At 57.0% G+C, this 15719-nt stretch carries 18 protein-coding genes; 2 read left to right on the top strand and 16 right to left on the bottom strand.

The genetic code is table 11. The features are described from left to right. Nucleotides 1-72: 72 nt before the first annotated feature. From tolB to ACIOMO_RS20590, 13 genes are all read right to left on the bottom strand, one after another. On the bottom strand, nt 73-1353 hold the full coding sequence (gene tolB / locus ACIOMO_RS20650) for a Tol-Pal system beta propeller repeat protein TolB (RefSeq protein WP_172680149.1): 1281 nt from the start codon (nt 1351-1353) through the stop codon (nt 73-75). Between the two features lie 17 nt (nt 1354-1370). Beyond that, nucleotides 1371-2450, bottom strand: a complete 1080-nt coding sequence (gene tolA / locus ACIOMO_RS20645) for a cell envelope integrity protein TolA (RefSeq protein ID WP_053123075.1) — start codon at nt 2448-2450, stop codon at nt 1371-1373. Then, a complete protein-coding gene (gene tolR, locus ACIOMO_RS20640; protein ID WP_161806672.1) occupies nt 2450-2902 on the bottom strand; it encodes a protein TolR in 453 nt (150 codons plus the stop codon). The genes tolA and tolR overlap by 1 nt, the downstream gene beginning before the upstream one ends. 23 nt (nt 2903-2925) lie before the next feature. Next, nucleotides 2926-3621, bottom strand: coding sequence for a protein TolQ (gene tolQ / locus ACIOMO_RS20635; RefSeq protein ID WP_008080223.1), 696 nt, complete (start codon nt 3619-3621; stop codon nt 2926-2928). Then, nucleotides 3611-4078, bottom strand: a complete 468-nt coding sequence (ybgC, locus tag ACIOMO_RS20630; RefSeq protein WP_053123077.1) for a tol-pal system-associated acyl-CoA thioesterase — start codon at nt 4076-4078, stop codon at nt 3611-3613. The genes tolQ and ybgC overlap by 11 nt, the downstream gene beginning before the upstream one ends. 127 nt (nt 4079-4205) lie before the next feature. Further along, on the bottom strand, nt 4206-5267 hold the full coding sequence (gene ruvB, locus ACIOMO_RS20625) for a Holliday junction branch migration DNA helicase RuvB (RefSeq protein WP_053123079.1): 1062 nt from the start codon (nt 5265-5267) through the stop codon (nt 4206-4208). Continuing rightward, nucleotides 5268-5876 (bottom strand): Holliday junction branch migration protein RuvA, encoded by a 609-nt coding sequence (gene ruvA / locus ACIOMO_RS20620; RefSeq protein ID WP_053123081.1) that lies wholly within the window; start codon nt 5874-5876, stop codon nt 5268-5270. A gap of 114 nt (nt 5877-5990) precedes the next feature. Continuing rightward, the gene (gene ruvC, locus ACIOMO_RS20615; RefSeq protein ID WP_008080220.1) at nt 5991-6518 is read right to left on the bottom strand and encodes a crossover junction endodeoxyribonuclease RuvC; all 528 of its coding nucleotides are present in this window, start codon (nt 6516-6518) and stop codon (nt 5991-5993) included. 157 nt (nt 6519-6675) lie between these two features. After that, nucleotides 6676-7422 carry a YebC/PmpR family DNA-binding transcriptional regulator gene (locus ACIOMO_RS20610; protein ID WP_016983823.1) on the bottom strand — a complete coding sequence of 249 codons (747 nt, stop codon included), beginning with the start codon at nt 7420-7422 and terminating at the stop codon, nt 6676-6678. 128 nt (nt 7423-7550) lie between these two features. Beyond that, nucleotides 7551-9326 carry an aspartate--tRNA ligase gene (gene aspS, locus ACIOMO_RS20605; RefSeq protein ID WP_053123083.1) on the bottom strand — a complete coding sequence of 592 codons (1776 nt, stop codon included), beginning with the start codon at nt 9324-9326 and terminating at the stop codon, nt 7551-7553. Between the two features lie 109 nt (nt 9327-9435). Next, the gene (locus ACIOMO_RS20600; protein ID WP_053123084.1) at nt 9436-9657 is read right to left on the bottom strand and encodes an FmdB family zinc ribbon protein; all 222 of its coding nucleotides are present in this window, start codon (nt 9655-9657) and stop codon (nt 9436-9438) included. 133 nt (nt 9658-9790) lie between these two features. Continuing rightward, a complete protein-coding gene (locus ACIOMO_RS20595; protein ID WP_053123086.1) occupies nt 9791-10129 on the bottom strand; it encodes a ribbon-helix-helix domain-containing protein in 339 nt (112 codons plus the stop codon). 182 nt (nt 10130-10311) lie between these two features. Continuing rightward, on the bottom strand, nt 10312-10782 hold the full coding sequence (locus ACIOMO_RS20590) for a Dps family protein (protein ID WP_053123088.1): 471 nt from the start codon (nt 10780-10782) through the stop codon (nt 10312-10314). Between the two features lie 313 nt (nt 10783-11095). On the opposite strand from ACIOMO_RS20590, the gene ACIOMO_RS20585 reads away from it, so the two are divergent. Then, nucleotides 11096-11698 carry a cold-shock protein gene (locus tag ACIOMO_RS20585; RefSeq protein WP_053123090.1) on the top strand — a complete coding sequence of 201 codons (603 nt, stop codon included), beginning with the start codon at nt 11096-11098 and terminating at the stop codon, nt 11696-11698. Between the two features lie 66 nt (nt 11699-11764). On the opposite strand, the gene ACIOMO_RS20580 is transcribed toward ACIOMO_RS20585, so the two are convergent. Together ACIOMO_RS20580 and ACIOMO_RS20575 are read right to left on the bottom strand one after the other, a co-directional pair. After that, entirely contained in the window at nt 11765-11971 is a 207-nt protein-coding gene (locus ACIOMO_RS20580; protein WP_053123092.1) for a SlyX family protein, read from the bottom strand. Between the two features lie 3 nt (nt 11972-11974). Continuing rightward, nucleotides 11975-12400, bottom strand: coding sequence for an HIT domain-containing protein (locus tag ACIOMO_RS20575; protein WP_053123094.1), 426 nt, complete (start codon nt 12398-12400; stop codon nt 11975-11977). 896 nt (nt 12401-13296) lie between these two features. On the opposite strand from ACIOMO_RS20575, the gene ACIOMO_RS20570 reads away from it, so the two are divergent. Continuing rightward, on the top strand, nt 13297-14622 hold the full coding sequence (locus ACIOMO_RS20570) for an OprD family porin (RefSeq protein ID WP_053123096.1): 1326 nt from the start codon (nt 13297-13299) through the stop codon (nt 14620-14622). 228 nt (nt 14623-14850) lie between these two features. Here the strand turns inward: ACIOMO_RS20570 and ACIOMO_RS20565 are convergent, their stop codons facing one another. Beyond that, nucleotides 14851-15693, bottom strand: a complete 843-nt coding sequence (locus tag ACIOMO_RS20565) for a mechanosensitive ion channel family protein (protein ID WP_053123098.1) — start codon at nt 15691-15693, stop codon at nt 14851-14853. Nucleotides 15694-15719: the final 26 nt, after the last annotated feature.

The raw sequence follows: 15719 nt of genomic DNA, 5'->3' as shown, positions 1-15719 counted from the left end.
CCAAACTTCAGCATTTCCATCGTGAAACTCCTAATGAACCCCAGTGTGTTAAGTAAAACGTGTAGCGCCCGCTCACTTCAGGTAAGGGGACCAGGACGGTTCTCTGACTTCGCCTTGAGCGGTAGGAAGCGGGAGCCTAACGCGTCCATTAATGGACACGAGCATCAAGACTCCCCGGCCCTGTTGGCGGGTGGCGTAGATTACCATGGTGCCGTTGGGCGCAACAGTAGGCGACTCGTCCAGAGTGCTATCAGTGAGGATCTTTACACTACCTCGCTGCAAATCCTGGGCTGCCACCTTGAAATTGGTGAAACCGTCCTGACGATGGATCATCACCAGGGTCTTTTCATCCGCCGACAATTTAGGGTTGGCGTTGTAGTTACCGATGAAGGTCACTCGCTCCGCACCGCCGCCACTGGCGCTGGTTTTGTAGATCTGTGGCTTGCCGCCGCGATCCGAGGTGAAGTAGATGGTCGAACCATCCTTGCCCCAGTACGGTTCGGTGTTGATGCCCGGACCTGCGGTCACGCGAGTGATCTGACGCGAAGCCAGGTTCATCACGTAAATGTCCGGGTTACCGTCTTTCGACAGGACGAACGCCAGACGATCACCATTCGGCGACCAGGCCGGTGCACCGTTCAAACCTTCGAAGTTGGTGATCTGCTCACGGCGACCGGTGTCGATGTTCTGCATGAAGATGCGCGGACGGCGCTGTTCAAACGAAACATAAGCGATGCGCTTGCCATCCGGTGCGAAACGCGGCGACAGGATCGGCTCACGCGATTGCAGCAGAGTCACGGCGCGAGCACCGTCGTAGTCCGAACGCTGCAGGGTGTAGCGAGTGTTCTTCTCGGAGAAACGCTCGGCCGTCACGTACAGCAGGCGAGTCGAGAACGCACCCGGGATACCGGTGAGTTTTTCGAACGACTGGTCAGCAATGAAGTGCGCCATGTCGCGGATTTGATCCGTGGTACCGGAGACGCTGCCGTCAGCCACTTTCTGCTCGGTGGCGACGTTGAACAGCGCCCATTGCACCTGCAGGCGACCGCCGGCTGGAGCAATGCTGCCGACCATCATGTATTGAGCTCCCACCGCCTTCCAGTCACGGAAGATGATTTCGCTCGGCTGGCTTGGCTGGCTGATCATGTTTTGCTTTGGAATCGGCGAGTAGTAGCCCGAGTTACGCAAATCGTTACCAATGATTTCAGCCATGTCGTCCGGCAGGACGGCACCGCCCTGCATACCAAACGGTACAACCGCGATCGGAGTAGCCCGATCACTGCCGCTGGTAACCAGAATGTTCTTTTCATCAGCCATCGCGATCCCTGCCATGCAGCAGATCACGACCAGCATTCCTCGAAGAAGGTTTCTCACAAGGCTAGATCCTCAGGTGTGAATGTCATCTTGAATGAACGATACGGAGCGAAATCGCTCGGCTTCATTCCCTGCATTTCTGTCAAACGTCCAATATTCTTCACTGCCGCCACTGCCGAAGCATCAAACGGACCATCGCCGCTGGACTTGGACACGCTGACCGAAGTCACCGTACCGTCCGGCAACATGCCGATTTGCAGCACGACCGTCATGCCTTTACGTGCCGAAGGTGGTCGAGCCCAACCTTCTGCTGCTCGCGCACGAATCAGGTCATCGAAACTGCCCGCGACTTCGTCACCCTGCTCATCCGCCAAAGCCTGCTGGCGCTGCGGCGTGTCGGAAAGCAAATCGGCCAAGGCCTGAGCCTTTTTGTCTTCGGTCGATTTACGTGCCGCATCCTGCGCTTTCTTCTTCGCAGCATCGGCAGCAGCTTTCTTCTTCGCTTCGTCGGCGACTTTCTTCTTCGCCTCGTCAGCTTCAGCTTTCTTCTTGGCGTCGTCGGCGGCTTTCTTCTTCGCGTCTTCGACAATCTTTTTCTTGGCTTCTTCAGCGGCCGCTTTCTTGGCCTCTTCTTCAGCAGCCTTTTTGGCTTCGTCTTCGGCTTTCTTCTTGGCTATATCAGCCAATTGTTTCTCTTCTGCCTTTTTCGCCTCAGCCTTTTTCGCGTCGTCGGCTTTTTTGGCTTCATCAGCCTTTTTCGCTTCGTCCGCTTTTTTCGACTCGTCGGCCTTCTTGGCTTCCTCGGCTTTTTGAGCCGCTTCTTCTTTCTTTTGTTCCGCCGCAGCCTTGATCTCTTCCTGCTCGACCTTTTTCTGCTCCATCTGCTCGACTTCGGTCTGACGCGCGGCGGATTTCTTCGCCTCACCCGCAATCTTCTGATTGGTCTGGGTGGTTGCCTGACTTTTCGATTTCAGCTGGTACAGGGTCGCCTGGACAATCGGCTTGGCCGGCGGCAGCTCTGGTGTAAAGGCGAAACTGACGAACAGCATGCCGAACACCAGTACGTGCAGGACAATTGCCAGAACACTAGGCCAGAAGTAGCTTTCCGAGGCGGACGGCTCTCGCTGTTGCTGCATCAGGGGGCCTCGGTAATCAAACCAACATTACCGACCCCGGCTTTCTGCAACCCGCCCATGGCGCCCATGACGGAACCATAATCGACGGTCTTGTCACCGCGGATGAAGACCTGGGTACGCTTGCCGCCTTCAGTGCCGGCACGAATGATCTTGGTCACCGCGTCGGTCATCTGCGGCAGGGTCATGGCCCTGTCCTGTTGCTTCTCGGTATCGACTTCGCTGCCAAGGTTCCAGTAGTAGGTCTTGTCAGCCTTGATCGAAATGGTCAGGACTTGCGTGTTGTTGTCCTGCGGCAAGGCTTCGCTGGAAACCTTGGGCAGATCAACTTTCACGCCCTGATTGAGCATCGGCGCGGTCACCATGAAGATGACCAGCAGCACCAACATCACGTCGATGTAAGGCACCACGTTCATCTCGGCGACCGGCTTGCGCTTTTTGCGAGCTCGAGCGATTAAAGCCATTGGAAATTACCTGCTTATTCTTCGCTGGTGTGCACTTTGCGGTGCAGGATCGCCTGGAATTCATCGGCGAAGGTGTAGTAGCGGCCCAGCAAGGTTTCGCTGCGAGCAGCGAAACGGTTGTAAGCGATAACCGCAGGGATCGCGGCGAACAGACCGATCGCGGTGGCGATCAGGGCTTCGGCGATACCCGGAGCCACAGTGGCCAGGGTTGCTTGCTGGGCGCTGGCCAGACCGCGGAAGGAGTTCATGATGCCCCACACGGTACCGAACAGACCGATGTACGGGCTGACCGAACCAACGGTGGCGAGGAACGGCAGGCTTTGCTCGAGTTTCTCTTCTTCACGGGAGATGGCAACGCGCATGGCACGGGCCACACCTTCCATCACCGCTTCAGGGTCGACACCCGGCTGCTGACGCAGACGCGAGAACTCTTTGAAACCGGCGCGGAAGATTTGCTCGACGCCCGAATCCGGATCCGGGTTGCTGCCCGCCTGACGGTACAGTTTGGACAGATCGATACCCGACCAGAAGCGCTCTTCGAAGCTCTCCAGGGCGCGTCGACCGGCACGCAGCAGATTGCTGCGCTGAAAGATCATGATCCATGAGGTCACCGATGCGGCCACCAGGGTCAACATTACCAACTGCACCACGATGCTGGCATTGCTGACCAGGCTCCACATGGAGGAATGGTCGACGACGTTAGCTTCCACGCTTTATCTCCTGCTTTGAGTGTGTACCCGGGCCGACCGCGTCGGCAAAGGCCGCACGCAAGTCTTCGGGAAGGGCCCGGGGTTTCAAACTGTTAGTGCGCACACAGGCCACCAAAAACTGCCCTTCACAGAGCAGCACATTATCCGTAGCCCGCCTGACCTGCTGTTTAAAGCGCAGGCTGGCACGGTTCAATTCGATTACTTCAGCGCTTACCAGCAGTTCGTCATCCAGTCGCGCCGGCGCGTGGTAACGCGCTTCGCTGGAATGCACGACAAACAACAGATCCTCCCCTGCCAACTGCGATTGGGCAAAGCCCAGTTCACGCAGCCGCTCGGTTCGAGCCCGTTCCATAAACTTGAGGTAATTAACGTAATACACGATGCCGCCCGCATCGGTGTCCTCGTAATAAACGCGACAACGATGTGCGAACGGCCCAAGCCCGTTTTGCGCGCGCATACTCTAGTGCTTACTCCTCAGGTTGCCAATCCGGCCAGGCAACTGTTTTTCATGGTTTCAAAGCTTTAACGCAAAAGTACCGTCGTCTGACAGTACAAACCCTGAATAAATCGACAACAAATGTGTATTAATCGTCCACGGCATCGAGAAACTCGTCTGCCACGGGCATTTCGCCCATTCGTGACGGGATGTTTAAACCGAAATGCAGGTACGCATGCCGGGTCACCACCCTGCCCCGTGGTGTGCGCATGATGTAGCCCTGTTGAATCAGGTACGGCTCCAGCACGTCTTCAATGGTGTGGCGCTCTTCGCTGATCGCCGCCGCCAGACTGTCGATACCGACCGGCCCGCCGTCGAACTTCTCGATCATGGTCAACAGTAGACGTCGATCCTGATGGTCGAAGCCATGTTCATCAACGTCCAACAGGTTCAACGCCAAATCGGCGACCGACTTGGTGATGTGCCCTTTGGCGCGGACTTCAGCAAAATCACGCACGCGCCGCAACAAACGGTTGGCGATACGCGGCGTACCACGGGCACGGCGAGCGATTTCAAAGGCGCCTTCCGGATCCAGTGGCAAACCGAGAATAGCCGCCGAACGACTGACAATCGTCGACAGATCGGCAGTGCTGTAGAACTCAAGACGCTGGACGATACCGAAGCGGTCACGCAGCGGGTTGGTCAGCATACCGGCGCGCGTCGTGGCGCCAACCAGGGTAAACGGTGGCAGATCAAGCTTGATCGAGCGCGCCGCCGGCCCTTCGCCGATCATGATGTCGAGCTGGAAATCTTCCATCGCCGGGTACAGCACTTCTTCAACGATCGGCGACAGGCGATGGATTTCATCGATGAACAACACGTCGTGCGGTTCAAGGTTGGTCAGCAATGCCGCGAGATCACCCGGACGTTCAAGCACCGGGCCCGAGGTACTCTTGATCGACACGCCCATTTCCTGGGCAATGATGTTGGCCAGCGTGGTCTTACCCAAGCCCGGCGGGCCGAAGATCAGCGTGTGGTCGAGGGATTCACTGCGGCCACGCGCGGCCTGGATAAACAATTCCATCTGCTCGCGCACGGTCGGCTGGCCAATATAGTCGGCCAGACTGACCGGGCGAATGGCCCGATCCTGGACTTCTTCGCGCTCACGCGGGCTGTGCGCGGCGGCGATCAGACGATCAGCTTCAATCACTTAAATCATTCCCTTCAGGGCGCGGCGGATCATGTCTTCACTGCTCAAATTCTTGTCCTTGATCGCGGAAATCGCCTTGCTCGCTTCCTGCGGTTTGTAACCGAGGGAAATCAACGCGCTGACGGCATCGTTCTCGGCGGTATTGACCGGCGCCGGGCCGTCCGGCTGATTCGGTACCAGCGCAAACATCGCCGGCGAAGTTTCCCACGCCTTGAAGCGATCTTTCAGCTCGACCAGCAAACGCTCGGCCGTCTTCTTGCCAACGCCCGGCACCTTGGTCAGCGCCGAGGTGTCCTGGGATTGCACGCAGCGGATCAACTCGTCGACTTCAAGACTCGACATCAACGCCAGGGCCAGTTTTGGCCCGACACCATTGAGACGGATCAACTCGCGAAAAAAGTCTCGCTCACGTTTACCGGAAAAACCATAGAGCAGTTGCGCGTCTTCGCGTACGACCAAATGGGTGTGCAGGGTCAGTGGTTCACCGACCGACGGCAGACGATAAAGCGTGGTCATCGGTACTTCCAGCTCATACCCGAGGCCGTTTACATCCAGAATCAGGTGCGGCGGCTGTTTCTCAGCCAGGGTGCCGCGCAAGCGTCCAATCACGTTTCAGATCCTTGAGCGTTGGCCAACCGTGGGCTGGCGACTGTCGAAACGCGGATTTCGGGCCGACGACACAGGCGCAAGCATCCGCTTTCGGGAAATTTGATGCTGATGCTATCAGAGACGCAGGCGCCCGCCACGACTGCGTGCAGTGCCCAAGCCGTGCGGCAGCAGACTGGAGCGGGTGTGCGCGTGGCAAATGGCAATGGCCAGGGCGTCGGAGGCATCGATTTGCGGTTTGGCGGTCAGTTTGAGCATGTGCATGACCATCATCTGCACTTGTTCTTTATTGGCGGCGCCGGTGCCCACCACTGCCTGCTTGACCTGAGTCGCCGTGTACTCGGCGATCTCCAGGCTTTCTTCGGCGCCAGCGACAATCGCCGCGCCACGGGCCTGACCGAGTTTCAGTGCAGAATCGGCGTTCTTCGCCATGAAGACTTTTTCGATGCCCATGGTGACCGGGCCGTAGGTCTGAATGATTTCACGCACGCCGCGATAAACGATTTGCAAACGTTCGTGCAGCTCGCCCGCACCGGTGCGGATGCAGCCGGAAGCCACATAGATACAGCCGCCACGCCCGGTATCACGAACAATCCCGTAACCGGTGATGCGCGAACCGGGGTCGATACCAAGAATTAAAGTCATAACGCCTGCGGTTTTGAAAAAACACGATTTACATAACAACAAAAAACAACTGTGGGAGCGGGCTTGCTCGCGAAAGCGGTGTGTCATTCAGCATTGATGTTTGCTGATACGCCGCCTTCGCGAGCAAGCCCGCTCCCACATTGAAGACTAGTCGCTCTTATCCGAGCTGAGCAGCCACGTCTTCCGGAATGTCCGCGTTGGAGTAGACATTCTGCACGTCGTCCAGATCCTCAAGCATGTCGATCAGCTTGAGCACCTTCTCCGCGCCTTCCAGATCCAGCTCGGCGCTGGTGGTCGGCTGCATGACGATTTCCGCATCATCACCCTTGAACCCGGCCGCTTCCAGCGCGTTACGCACCGCGTAGAAACTGGTAAACGAGGTGAACACGTCGATCGAACCGTCTTCGTGTGCAACCACGTCATCGGCATCGGCTTCCAGCGCCGCTTCGGTCAGTGCGTCTTCATCGACGCCCGGTGCAAAGCTGATCTGGCCTTTACGTTCGAACAGGTACGCCACCGAACCGTCGGTGCCAAGGTTGCCACCGCACTTGCTGAACGCATGGCGCACGGCTGCGGCGGTACGGTTGCGGTTGTCGGTCATGCACTCGACCAACACCGCTACGCCGCCCGGGCCGTAGCCTTCGTAGGTCAGCTCTTCAACGTTGTCCGCTTCGGTCGCACCGGCGCCACGTGCAACGGCACGGTCGATGATGTCGCGGCTCATGTTTGCGCTCAGCGCTTTATCCAGCGCCAGACGCAGACGCGGGTTGGAGCCCGGATCACCGCCGCCCTGACGGGCCGCAACGGTCAGTTCGCGGATCCACTTGGTGAAGATCTTGCCCCTTTTGGCATCCTGACGTTCTTTGCGGTGCTTGATGTTCGCCCACTTGGAATGACCAGCCATAACTCGCTCCGAATTCTCTTTGAAACGTTGCCCGCCCTGCTCATGCAGCGGCCAGCACACAAAAAATCTCGACCTGCTTTCTATAGATAGAAAAAAGGCGCATCCGAAGATGCGCCTTCAGGCCCGTGTTACTCAGCCTTTGGCGTTTCGCGCAAACGAATGTGCAGCTCACGCAGTGCCTTGGCATCCACGACACCCGGCGCTTGCGTCATCACGTCAGCAGCACTCTGGGTTTTCGGGAAGGCGATTACTTCACGGATCGACTGGGCGCCGGTCATCAGCATCACCAGACGGTCGAGACCGAAGGCCAGACCACCGTGCGGCGGCGCACCGTATTTCAGGGCGTCGAGCAGGAAGCCGAATTTCTCTTCCTGTTCCGCTTCGTTGATACCCAACAGGCGGAATACCGCTTGCTGCATTTCCTTGCGGTGGATACGGATCGAACCGCCACCCAGTTCAGTACCGTTCAGCACCATGTCGTACGCGCGGGACAGCGCGCCGGCCGGGTTGGCTTCCAGTTCTTCCGGGGAGCACTTCGGCGCGGTGAACGGGTGGTGCAGCGCGGAGAAGCTGCCGTCGTCGTTTTCTTCAAACATCGGGAAGTCGACAACCCACATCGGTGCCCACTTGCAGGTCAGCAGGTTGAGGTCGTGACCGAGCTTGATACGCAGTGCGCCCAAAGCTTCGCTGACGATCTTGGCCTTGTCGGCGCCGAAGAACACGATGTCGCCGTCAACGGCGCCAACGCGATCGAGGATGGCGTTGAGGTTTTCCAGCGGGATGTTTTTCACGATCGGCGATTGCAGACCTTCAACACCGGCAGCGCGCTCGTTGACCTTGATGTACGCCAAGCCCTTGGCACCGTAGATGCCGACGAACTTGGTGTAATCGTCGATCTGCTTGCGTGGCATGCTTGCGCCGCCTGGTACGCGCAGCGCAGCGATACGGCATTTCGGATCGTTGGCCGGGCCGCTGAATACTTTGAAATCAACTTCTTTCAGTTGATCGGCGACGTCGACCAGTTCCAGCGGAATACGCAGGTCTGGCTTGTCGGAACCGTAGCGGCGCATGGCTTCTTCGAAGGTCATGTGCGGGAATTCGCCGAATTCCAGATCCAGCACTTCCTTGAACAGGTTGCGGATCATTTGCTCGGTCAGGCCCATGATCTCTTTTTCATCGAGGAAGCTGGTTTCGATGTCGATCTGGGTGAATTCTGGCTGACGGTCAGCGCGCAGGTCTTCGTCGCGGAAGCACTTGGCGATCTGGTAGTAACGGTCGAAGCCGGCAACCATCAGCAGTTGTTTGAACAGCTGCGGCGATTGCGGCAGGGCGAAGAACGAACCGGCGTGAGTACGGCTCGGCACCAGATAGTCACGCGCACCTTCAGGGGTGGCACGGGTCAGGATCGGTGTTTCAACGTCGAGGAAGCCGTTTTCGTCGAGGAAGCGACGGATGCTGGTGGTCATGCGCGAACGCAGACGCAGCTTCTCGGCCATTTCCGGACGACGCAGGTCGAGGAAGCGATAGCGCAGACGGGTTTCTTCGCCGACGTCGGAGAACTCGTTCAGCGGGAACGGCGGGGTTTCCGACTCGTTCAGCACTTCCAGCTCATAACCCAGCACTTCGATCATGCCCGACGCCATGTTGGCGTTGGTGGCACCGGCCGGACGCAGACGCACCTTACCGGTGATCTTCACGACGTATTCGCTGCGCACGCGGTCGGCGGCGGCGAAACTCTCGGCGCGATCCGGATCGAATACCACTTGGGCCAGACCATCACGATCACGGATATCGAGGAAAATCACCCCGCCGTGGTCGCGACGACGGTGAACCCATCCGCAAAGGGTAATTTCCTGACCTTCCAGGCTTTCGTTCAGTTGGCCGCAATAATGGCTGCGCATCATGGTAGTGGTTTCGCTTCTCGTAATTCGAAATTCGGTGGAGATCCCGCCGCACTCAAACTGTGTGCGCCATCGGGACACTCACGCGTGTCGTTCGACCGGGGTTTGAACCCTAGTCAGATTTGTCGCCACCGGCCAGGTTCTTCTTGGCGCCGGTCTTGAAATCGGTTTCGTACCAGCCGCTGCCGCTGAGGCGAAAGCCTGGCATGGACATTTGTTTCTTGAGCTCTGGCGCCTGGCAGGCAGGGCAGTCGACCAGCGGTGCAGCGCTGATCTTTTGAATGGCTTCCAACTGATGACCACAGGAAGCACATTGGTAATCGTACATCGGCATGGAGGTGTCTCGGCGATCAGATTGCTACCGCGCGCAGGGCTTTGCGGCGAAAGAGCGGGATTATATCCATTAAATGCGGCCTGTGCAGCCGTAAGACTGCACGGGCCGCGACCTCGCTTGCAACCGTCACCGTTCAGACCGCGATGGCCGGCGCCACCTCCCGACCACTGTTCATCACACAGACCACCCGCACCAGCGCACTGAAATTTTTCACTCCGCCGTGACGCAACTGCACCTCGCGGTCGACGTGGGACAACAGCGAACTGATCGAACAGCAATTATTGGCCGCCATATTGGCGAGGATGTTCCAGTACACCTGCTCCAGTCGCAGGCAGGTGGCGTAACCATTCAAACGCACGGATCGCGACAGCGGCCGGATCAATGCCATGTCGAACTCATTGACGAACGGATCGACGATCAGTTCATGGGGCGGCACGACAACCCTGTCGTTGCGCCTGTCTGCATCTTCCATATCGTTGACACTCCTTTGCCATCTCTGCGGATTTTCAAAGCCACTTCCTGTGACCTCCATAAAAACGCAGACGCAAAGTTATAGCCAGACGACTTGTTGACCCGCCACGTAGGATAAGCCAACGCAACAAGTAAGAGTCTGGACAGCGCGCCTGCAATCCAACGATTACAGGCGCGCTTCGATCAGCCTTCGAGTAGGGCGCGGAGCATCCACGCGGTTTTTTCGTGAACCTGCATGCGCTGAGTCAGCAGGTCGGCGGTCGGCTCATCGCTGACTTTATCGAGCAACGGGAAGATGCCGCGTGCGGTACGGGTCACCGCTTCCTGACCGGCGACGAGTTGCTTGATCATGTCTTCGGCGCTCGGCACGCCCTCTTCTTCCTTAATAGAAGAAAGACGCGCGTACGTCGCGTAGGCGCCCGGAGCCGGAAAGCCCAGCGCGCGAATGCGCTCGGCGATCGAATCCACGGCCAGCGCCAGTTCGTTGTATTGCTCTTCGAACATCAGGTGCAGCGTACGGAACATCGGACCGGTGACGTTCCAGTGGAAGTTGTGGGTCTTGAGATACAGCACGTAGGTGTCGGACAGCAGTCGCGACAGTCCTTCAACGATGGATTTGCGGTCTTCTTCACTGATACCGATATCGATTGCCATGTTTACCCCCTAACGGCGATTGAATTCATCCAACAGGTGCAGACCCACTCTAGCAAGGCTGACCACACCTCGCAGCCTTGATTGGCCACAGACGCTGCGACAAATCGACCGACGCGGTGCCGCTGGCCGGGCTGATTTGAGTAGCCGCAGGCTTTGCTGTTAAATAGGCAGTGTGTCGCCATGCCCCATTTTTCGGGGTGTTGCGCATAGGCTGATGCCGTGTACGTGTCCAACGCCTCTTATTTTTGTTCCGAAGCGAACCGTGCGCCTTCAGCTCTTCCTTGTGAGCCGTCATAAACGTGAGCCAATTAAAATGTTGAAAATCGTCCACCTGCTAATGGGCGCAGCGGCTTTGCTGCTGTCGTTCATACCTAGCTTGAAATCCGAAGCCGTTCCCTACCTGCAACAACCCGATGCACTTTACCTGGCCTTTTTCGGCCTGCTGAACCTGATCATTGCCCCGGTGATTCCTTACTGGAACAAAGGCCCGCGTCAGCATCTGCAAAACCTCGTCAGCGCGCTTCTGGTACTGACCGTTGTCCTGCAAACCCTGACCCTGATCGCGCCGATGCCTGTCATCGCCGGCCAGCCAGCCGTGCTGTTCACCCTGGTGATCGCTCTGGTTGCCGTGGTTCTGCACCTGGCCGTCAGCTTCTATCGTTCTTCACCTGCTGCCGCGCCAACCAGCTATGACATGACCAATCGTGATACCGGTACCGTCAAGTGGTTCAACACTTCCAAAGGCTTCGGCTTTATCTCCCGGGATTCCGGCGATGATATTTTCGTGCACTTCCGTGCAATCCGTGGCGAAGGCCACCGCGTTCTGGTCGAAGGCCAGCGCGTCGAGTTCTCGGTGATGAACCGGGACAAAGGCCTGCAAGCCGAGGACGTGATCGCTGCTCTGCCGCGTCGCTGATCCAAGGCAATAAAAAACCGCGAGCAGCCTGGCTGTTCGCGGTTTTTTTATGCCTTCAGAAAGGCCTTAATAGTGCGGCGGTGGCGCCTCTTCTTCAAAAGACTCGAACTGCCCGACCATTTCTTCCTGACGCTTGAGCAGCGCCGCCATCTGCAGTTGCAGACGATCGACTACGCGCTGCTGCGCGACCAGCACGTCGTTCAACGCCTGAATGGTGTCGTCCTGAAACGCCAGACGGCTTTCCAGATCGGTAACGCGTTGTTCCAGGCTCATGCTTCAGCCCTCCAGAAACGTGAAGTCTTCGGTCAACACCAGACGCAAGCGCTCGCGAATCGCGGCAACCTGCTCGGCACTGTATGGCTTGGCCGGGTGCTTGCCCCAGACCGGCGCCGGCCAGGCGGCGTCATCGCGTTTGCGCACAATCACATGCATGTGCAACTGGCTGACAACATTACCCAGTGTTGCCACGTTCATTTTGTCCGCGTCCAGCAAGTCCTTGAGCAACTCGGCCAGTGCGGTAGTTTCCAGCCACAACTGCTGCTGATCGGCGACATCCAATTGAAACAACTCGCTGATATCGTCGCGACGAGGCACCAGGATGAACCATGGATAGTTGCTGTCGTTGGACAGCAACAGGCGGCAGAGCGGGAAGTCACCGATGGTCAGCGTGTCCTGTTGAAGTCGTGAATCTAAAGCAAACACTGCGCGCACTCCCGGCTGATCGACATATTCAGCTTAGCGGCCAGCCCGATGGGCAGCGCACCAAGCGACAGACCGGAAGCATACCGCGAATACGCCAGTCTTCACGACAGCTGTGCCCTACGGCGCTTTCGCCGAACGCCCCGACATGTGACATTTATTGGCGCCCTGCACCAGCACGGAACCGAGAGGGATAACGAATACGCGTAAATGACTGAAAACCATTGAGGCGTTCGAGATTACCCATATGCCGGACTGTGTGATTACAGGACAGGGTGTAATTTTTTTGCACCAAAACCGCACAGTGCGTCTACGCTCAGGCGTCGAAGCATCCGCCGAATACTCACTGGCGGGGTGAACCGGTAACGTTTTTGGCTGTCGCACGCGGCCGATGCCTTGGCAACACGATAGCCGGAATGGCGTCAAGCCCTTGTAGAAAGGGGCTTGGCGCCCCGTATTTATAAGGTTTTTACAGGTAACAGGCGGTGTTCAGAAAAATAACCGCACCGACATTGCGGTTTGTGCACGCTTGTTGCATTCGTACACATATGGACTATAAGCGCACCACACGATGTGGATGCCTCAAGCCCAACAAAAACAGTGGCAGGGTTGCCCGATGGAGATTCAAGTGTTTTGCCAGGGACTCTTTTTTAGCGATGCAAAAGGCTAGAAAAACAGCGAGAAAGTTGTAGACCCGATTGCATCGGTACTGTGAATTTGCGACCTCTACAAAGCCATCTGCGACAGCGTCGTAAAGAAGGTGAAACGTTAGATTCGCAAGTATCGCCAACATTGTCGGCGTGATATAAGTTTGCGCCGACACAAAAAGAAAGAGCCGCCCAGATAATAAAACAGGTGGGACGGCAGTACTCTTCTAAAAACCAAAGGAGCAAATCACGATGCGCGTGATGAAGTGGAGCATGATCGCACTGGCTGTTGCAGCAGGCACCTCGCAGTTCGCAGTGGCGTCTTCTCAGGATGATTCCAAAGGTTTCTTCGGCGACCAGAGTCTGAAACTGAAGACTCGTATGGAATACATGAACCGTGACTTTAAAAACGGTGCAGGCAACGGCTCTTCCGGTACTGCTGGCTATCGCCAGGACACCGGTGTCAGCCAACTGCTGACTTACGAGTCGGGCTTCACTCAAGGCACCATCGGCTTCGGTCTCGACGCCATGGCAATGGGTTCGGTCAAACTGGACGGCGGCTCGGGCCACCGCGGTAACGGCCTGTTCGCCAGCGACAGCGACGGCAACCCGGAAAAATCCCAGGGCAAAATCGGCGGCGCAGTTAAATTCCGTCTCTCCGACACCACCCTGAAATACGGCCAGCAATTTGTTGCCAGCCCAGTGTTCGCTACCGATGACAGCCGTCTGCTGCCAGAAGTCGCGACCGGTACCCTGATCACTTCCAAAGAGATCAAAGGTCTGGAACTGAGCGCAGGTCGCTTCACTTCCCTGAGCAAGCAAACCGGTATGGGCCGTGACAGCATCGGCGGTCTGCCTGATGAAAACGGTAACGGCGGCAAAGGCCTGACCAACATCAATATCTTTGGTGCCAGCTACGCCTTCACCGACAACTTCACCGGTGCACTGGCTGCTTCCGACGCTGATGACTACTTCAAGAAGTACTACATCAACCTGAACTACACCTTGCCGATCGACGACACGCAGTCGTTGAACTTCGACCTGAACGGTTACAAAACCAAGGGCGACAGCCGTGGTGACCTGGTCGACGCCATCGGTGACGGCACTCTGGGTGTGGACAACAACCTGTGGTCCCTGGCCGCTGCTTACAGCCTGGGCGCGCACAAGTTCACCGTTGCCTACCAGCAGTCGAGCGGCGACAACGCTTACTACTATGGCGTTGACGGTAACAGCACAATCTTCGTAGCCAACTCCATCCAGATCTCCGACTTCGTGGGTCGCGAAGAGAAATCCTGGCAGGCTCGCTACGACATCAACATGAAAGACTACGGCGTTCCTGGCCTGAGCTTCATGACCCGTTACGTGATGGGTGACAACATCGAGACCAACGGTCTGGGTGAAGGTAAAGAGAACGAGTGGAACGCCGAGTCCAAGTACGTTCTGCAAGAAGGTCCAGCCAAAGACCTGTCGTTCCGTCTGCGTTATGCCATGTACCGTTCGAACGGTGCTTACAGCGGCTACTCGTCTGACAACAACGACGTGCGTCTGATCGTTGAGTACCCACTGAACATCCTCTAATAGGGATGCACAGCTGAAGTACTGTAGAGCTCTGCTCTAAACAAGAACCGCTCACCTGATTCAGGTGGGCGGTTTTTTTATGCCTGGCTTAACTGCATTCGAATGACAAAGATTAGTCAGCTATCTATTAGCTGGCGAACTTTAATGGCGGCCATAAAAAACCCAAGAGTGCGAACAGCTCTTGGGTCTTTATTGATTAACTGACTGCAAAGCCAGGTATCAAGGTTGTTACTGCGCTGCTGTTTCCTGAACTACGCGAATGGTTCGCTGCGGAAAAGGAATATCAATACCAGCGGTTTTTAAACGATCACGCGACTGCTCGTTAAACATGAACATCACGTCCCAGTAGTCTGCAGTTTTAACCCACACACGCAGGGAAACGGTGATCGCGCTGTCACCCAGCGTCGAAATTACCGCCTGTGGCGCCGGGTCTTGCAGAATGCGCTCGTCGTTGGCCAGATCCAGCAGCACTTGACGGGCCTTTTGCAGATCGGCTTCGTAATCAACGCCCACATCGAACACCACCTTACGGGTCGGCTGACGATTGGTGTTGGTGATGATGCCGTTCGACAGGTTGCCGTTAGGCATGATGATGGTCTTGTTGTCGCCGGTTCGCAGCACGGTGTGGAAGATCTGGATGCTGTCGACAGTACCCGCCACGCCCTGCGCTTCGATCCAGTCACCGATACGGAACGGACGGAACAGCAGAATCAGCACGCCACCGGCGAAGTTCGCCAGACTGCCCTGCAACGCCAGACCGATGGCCAGACCGGCAGCACCGATTGCGGCAACGAACGAGGTGGTTTCCACGCCGATCATCGACGCGACGCTGACGATCAGCAGCACTTTGAGAATGATGTTGGCCAGGCTGCTGATAAAACCTTGCAATGCCAGGTCAGCATTGCGCAGAGCCAGCAGACCGCCGAGTTTTTGCGTGACCTTGTTGATCAGCCACCAGCCGATGGCCAGGGTAATCACTGCCAGCAGCACGCGGCTGCCGTATTCCATGATCATCGGGATCCACGCCTGGGATGCCTTGACCAACTGGTCTACCTCAGCATTCAAATCCATCTTCTATCTCCTGATTTCCGGCCATT

This window comes from Pseudomonas sp. NPDC087804, assembly GCF_044742965.1.
GTDB classification, from domain to species: Bacteria; Pseudomonadota; Gammaproteobacteria; order Pseudomonadales; family Pseudomonadaceae; genus Aquipseudomonas; species Aquipseudomonas rustica.
Note: the sequence above shows the minus strand (reverse complement) of the source record. Positions and strands in the feature narration are given on the sequence as shown.

Coding starts and splice junctions, on each gene's coding strand:
- tolB (WP_172680149.1), bottom strand. CDS start 1,353: ATGCTGGTCGTGATCTGCTGCATGGCAGGGATCGCGATGGCTGATGAA.
- tolA (WP_053123075.1), bottom strand. CDS start 2,450: ATGCAGCAACAGCGAGAGCCGTCCGCCTCGGAAAGCTACTTCTGGCCT.
- ybgC (WP_053123077.1), bottom strand. CDS start 4,078: ATGCGCGCGCAAAACGGGCTTGGGCCGTTCGCACATCGTTGTCGCGTT.
- ruvC (WP_008080220.1), bottom strand. CDS start 6,518: ATGACTTTAATTCTTGGTATCGACCCCGGTTCGCGCATCACCGGTTAC.
- ACIOMO_RS20610 (WP_016983823.1), bottom strand. CDS start 7,422: ATGGCTGGTCATTCCAAGTGGGCGAACATCAAGCACCGCAAAGAACGT.
- aspS (WP_053123083.1), bottom strand. CDS start 9,326: ATGATGCGCAGCCATTATTGCGGCCAACTGAACGAAAGCCTGGAAGGT.
- ACIOMO_RS20600 (WP_053123084.1), bottom strand. CDS start 9,657: ATGCCGATGTACGATTACCAATGTGCTTCCTGTGGTCATCAGTTGGAA.
- ACIOMO_RS20595 (WP_053123086.1), bottom strand. CDS start 10,129: ATGGAAGATGCAGACAGGCGCAACGACAGGGTTGTCGTGCCGCCCCAT.
- ACIOMO_RS20590 (WP_053123088.1), bottom strand. CDS start 10,782: ATGGCAATCGATATCGGTATCAGTGAAGAAGACCGCAAATCCATCGTT.
- ACIOMO_RS20585 (WP_053123090.1), top strand. CDS start 11,096: ATGTTGAAAATCGTCCACCTGCTAATGGGCGCAGCGGCTTTGCTGCTG.
- ACIOMO_RS20580 (WP_053123092.1), bottom strand. CDS start 11,971: ATGAGCCTGGAACAACGCGTTACCGATCTGGAAAGCCGTCTGGCGTTT.
- ACIOMO_RS20570 (WP_053123096.1), top strand. CDS start 13,297: ATGCGCGTGATGAAGTGGAGCATGATCGCACTGGCTGTTGCAGCAGGC.
- ACIOMO_RS20565 (WP_053123098.1), bottom strand. CDS start 15,693: ATGGATTTGAATGCTGAGGTAGACCAGTTGGTCAAGGCATCCCAGGCG.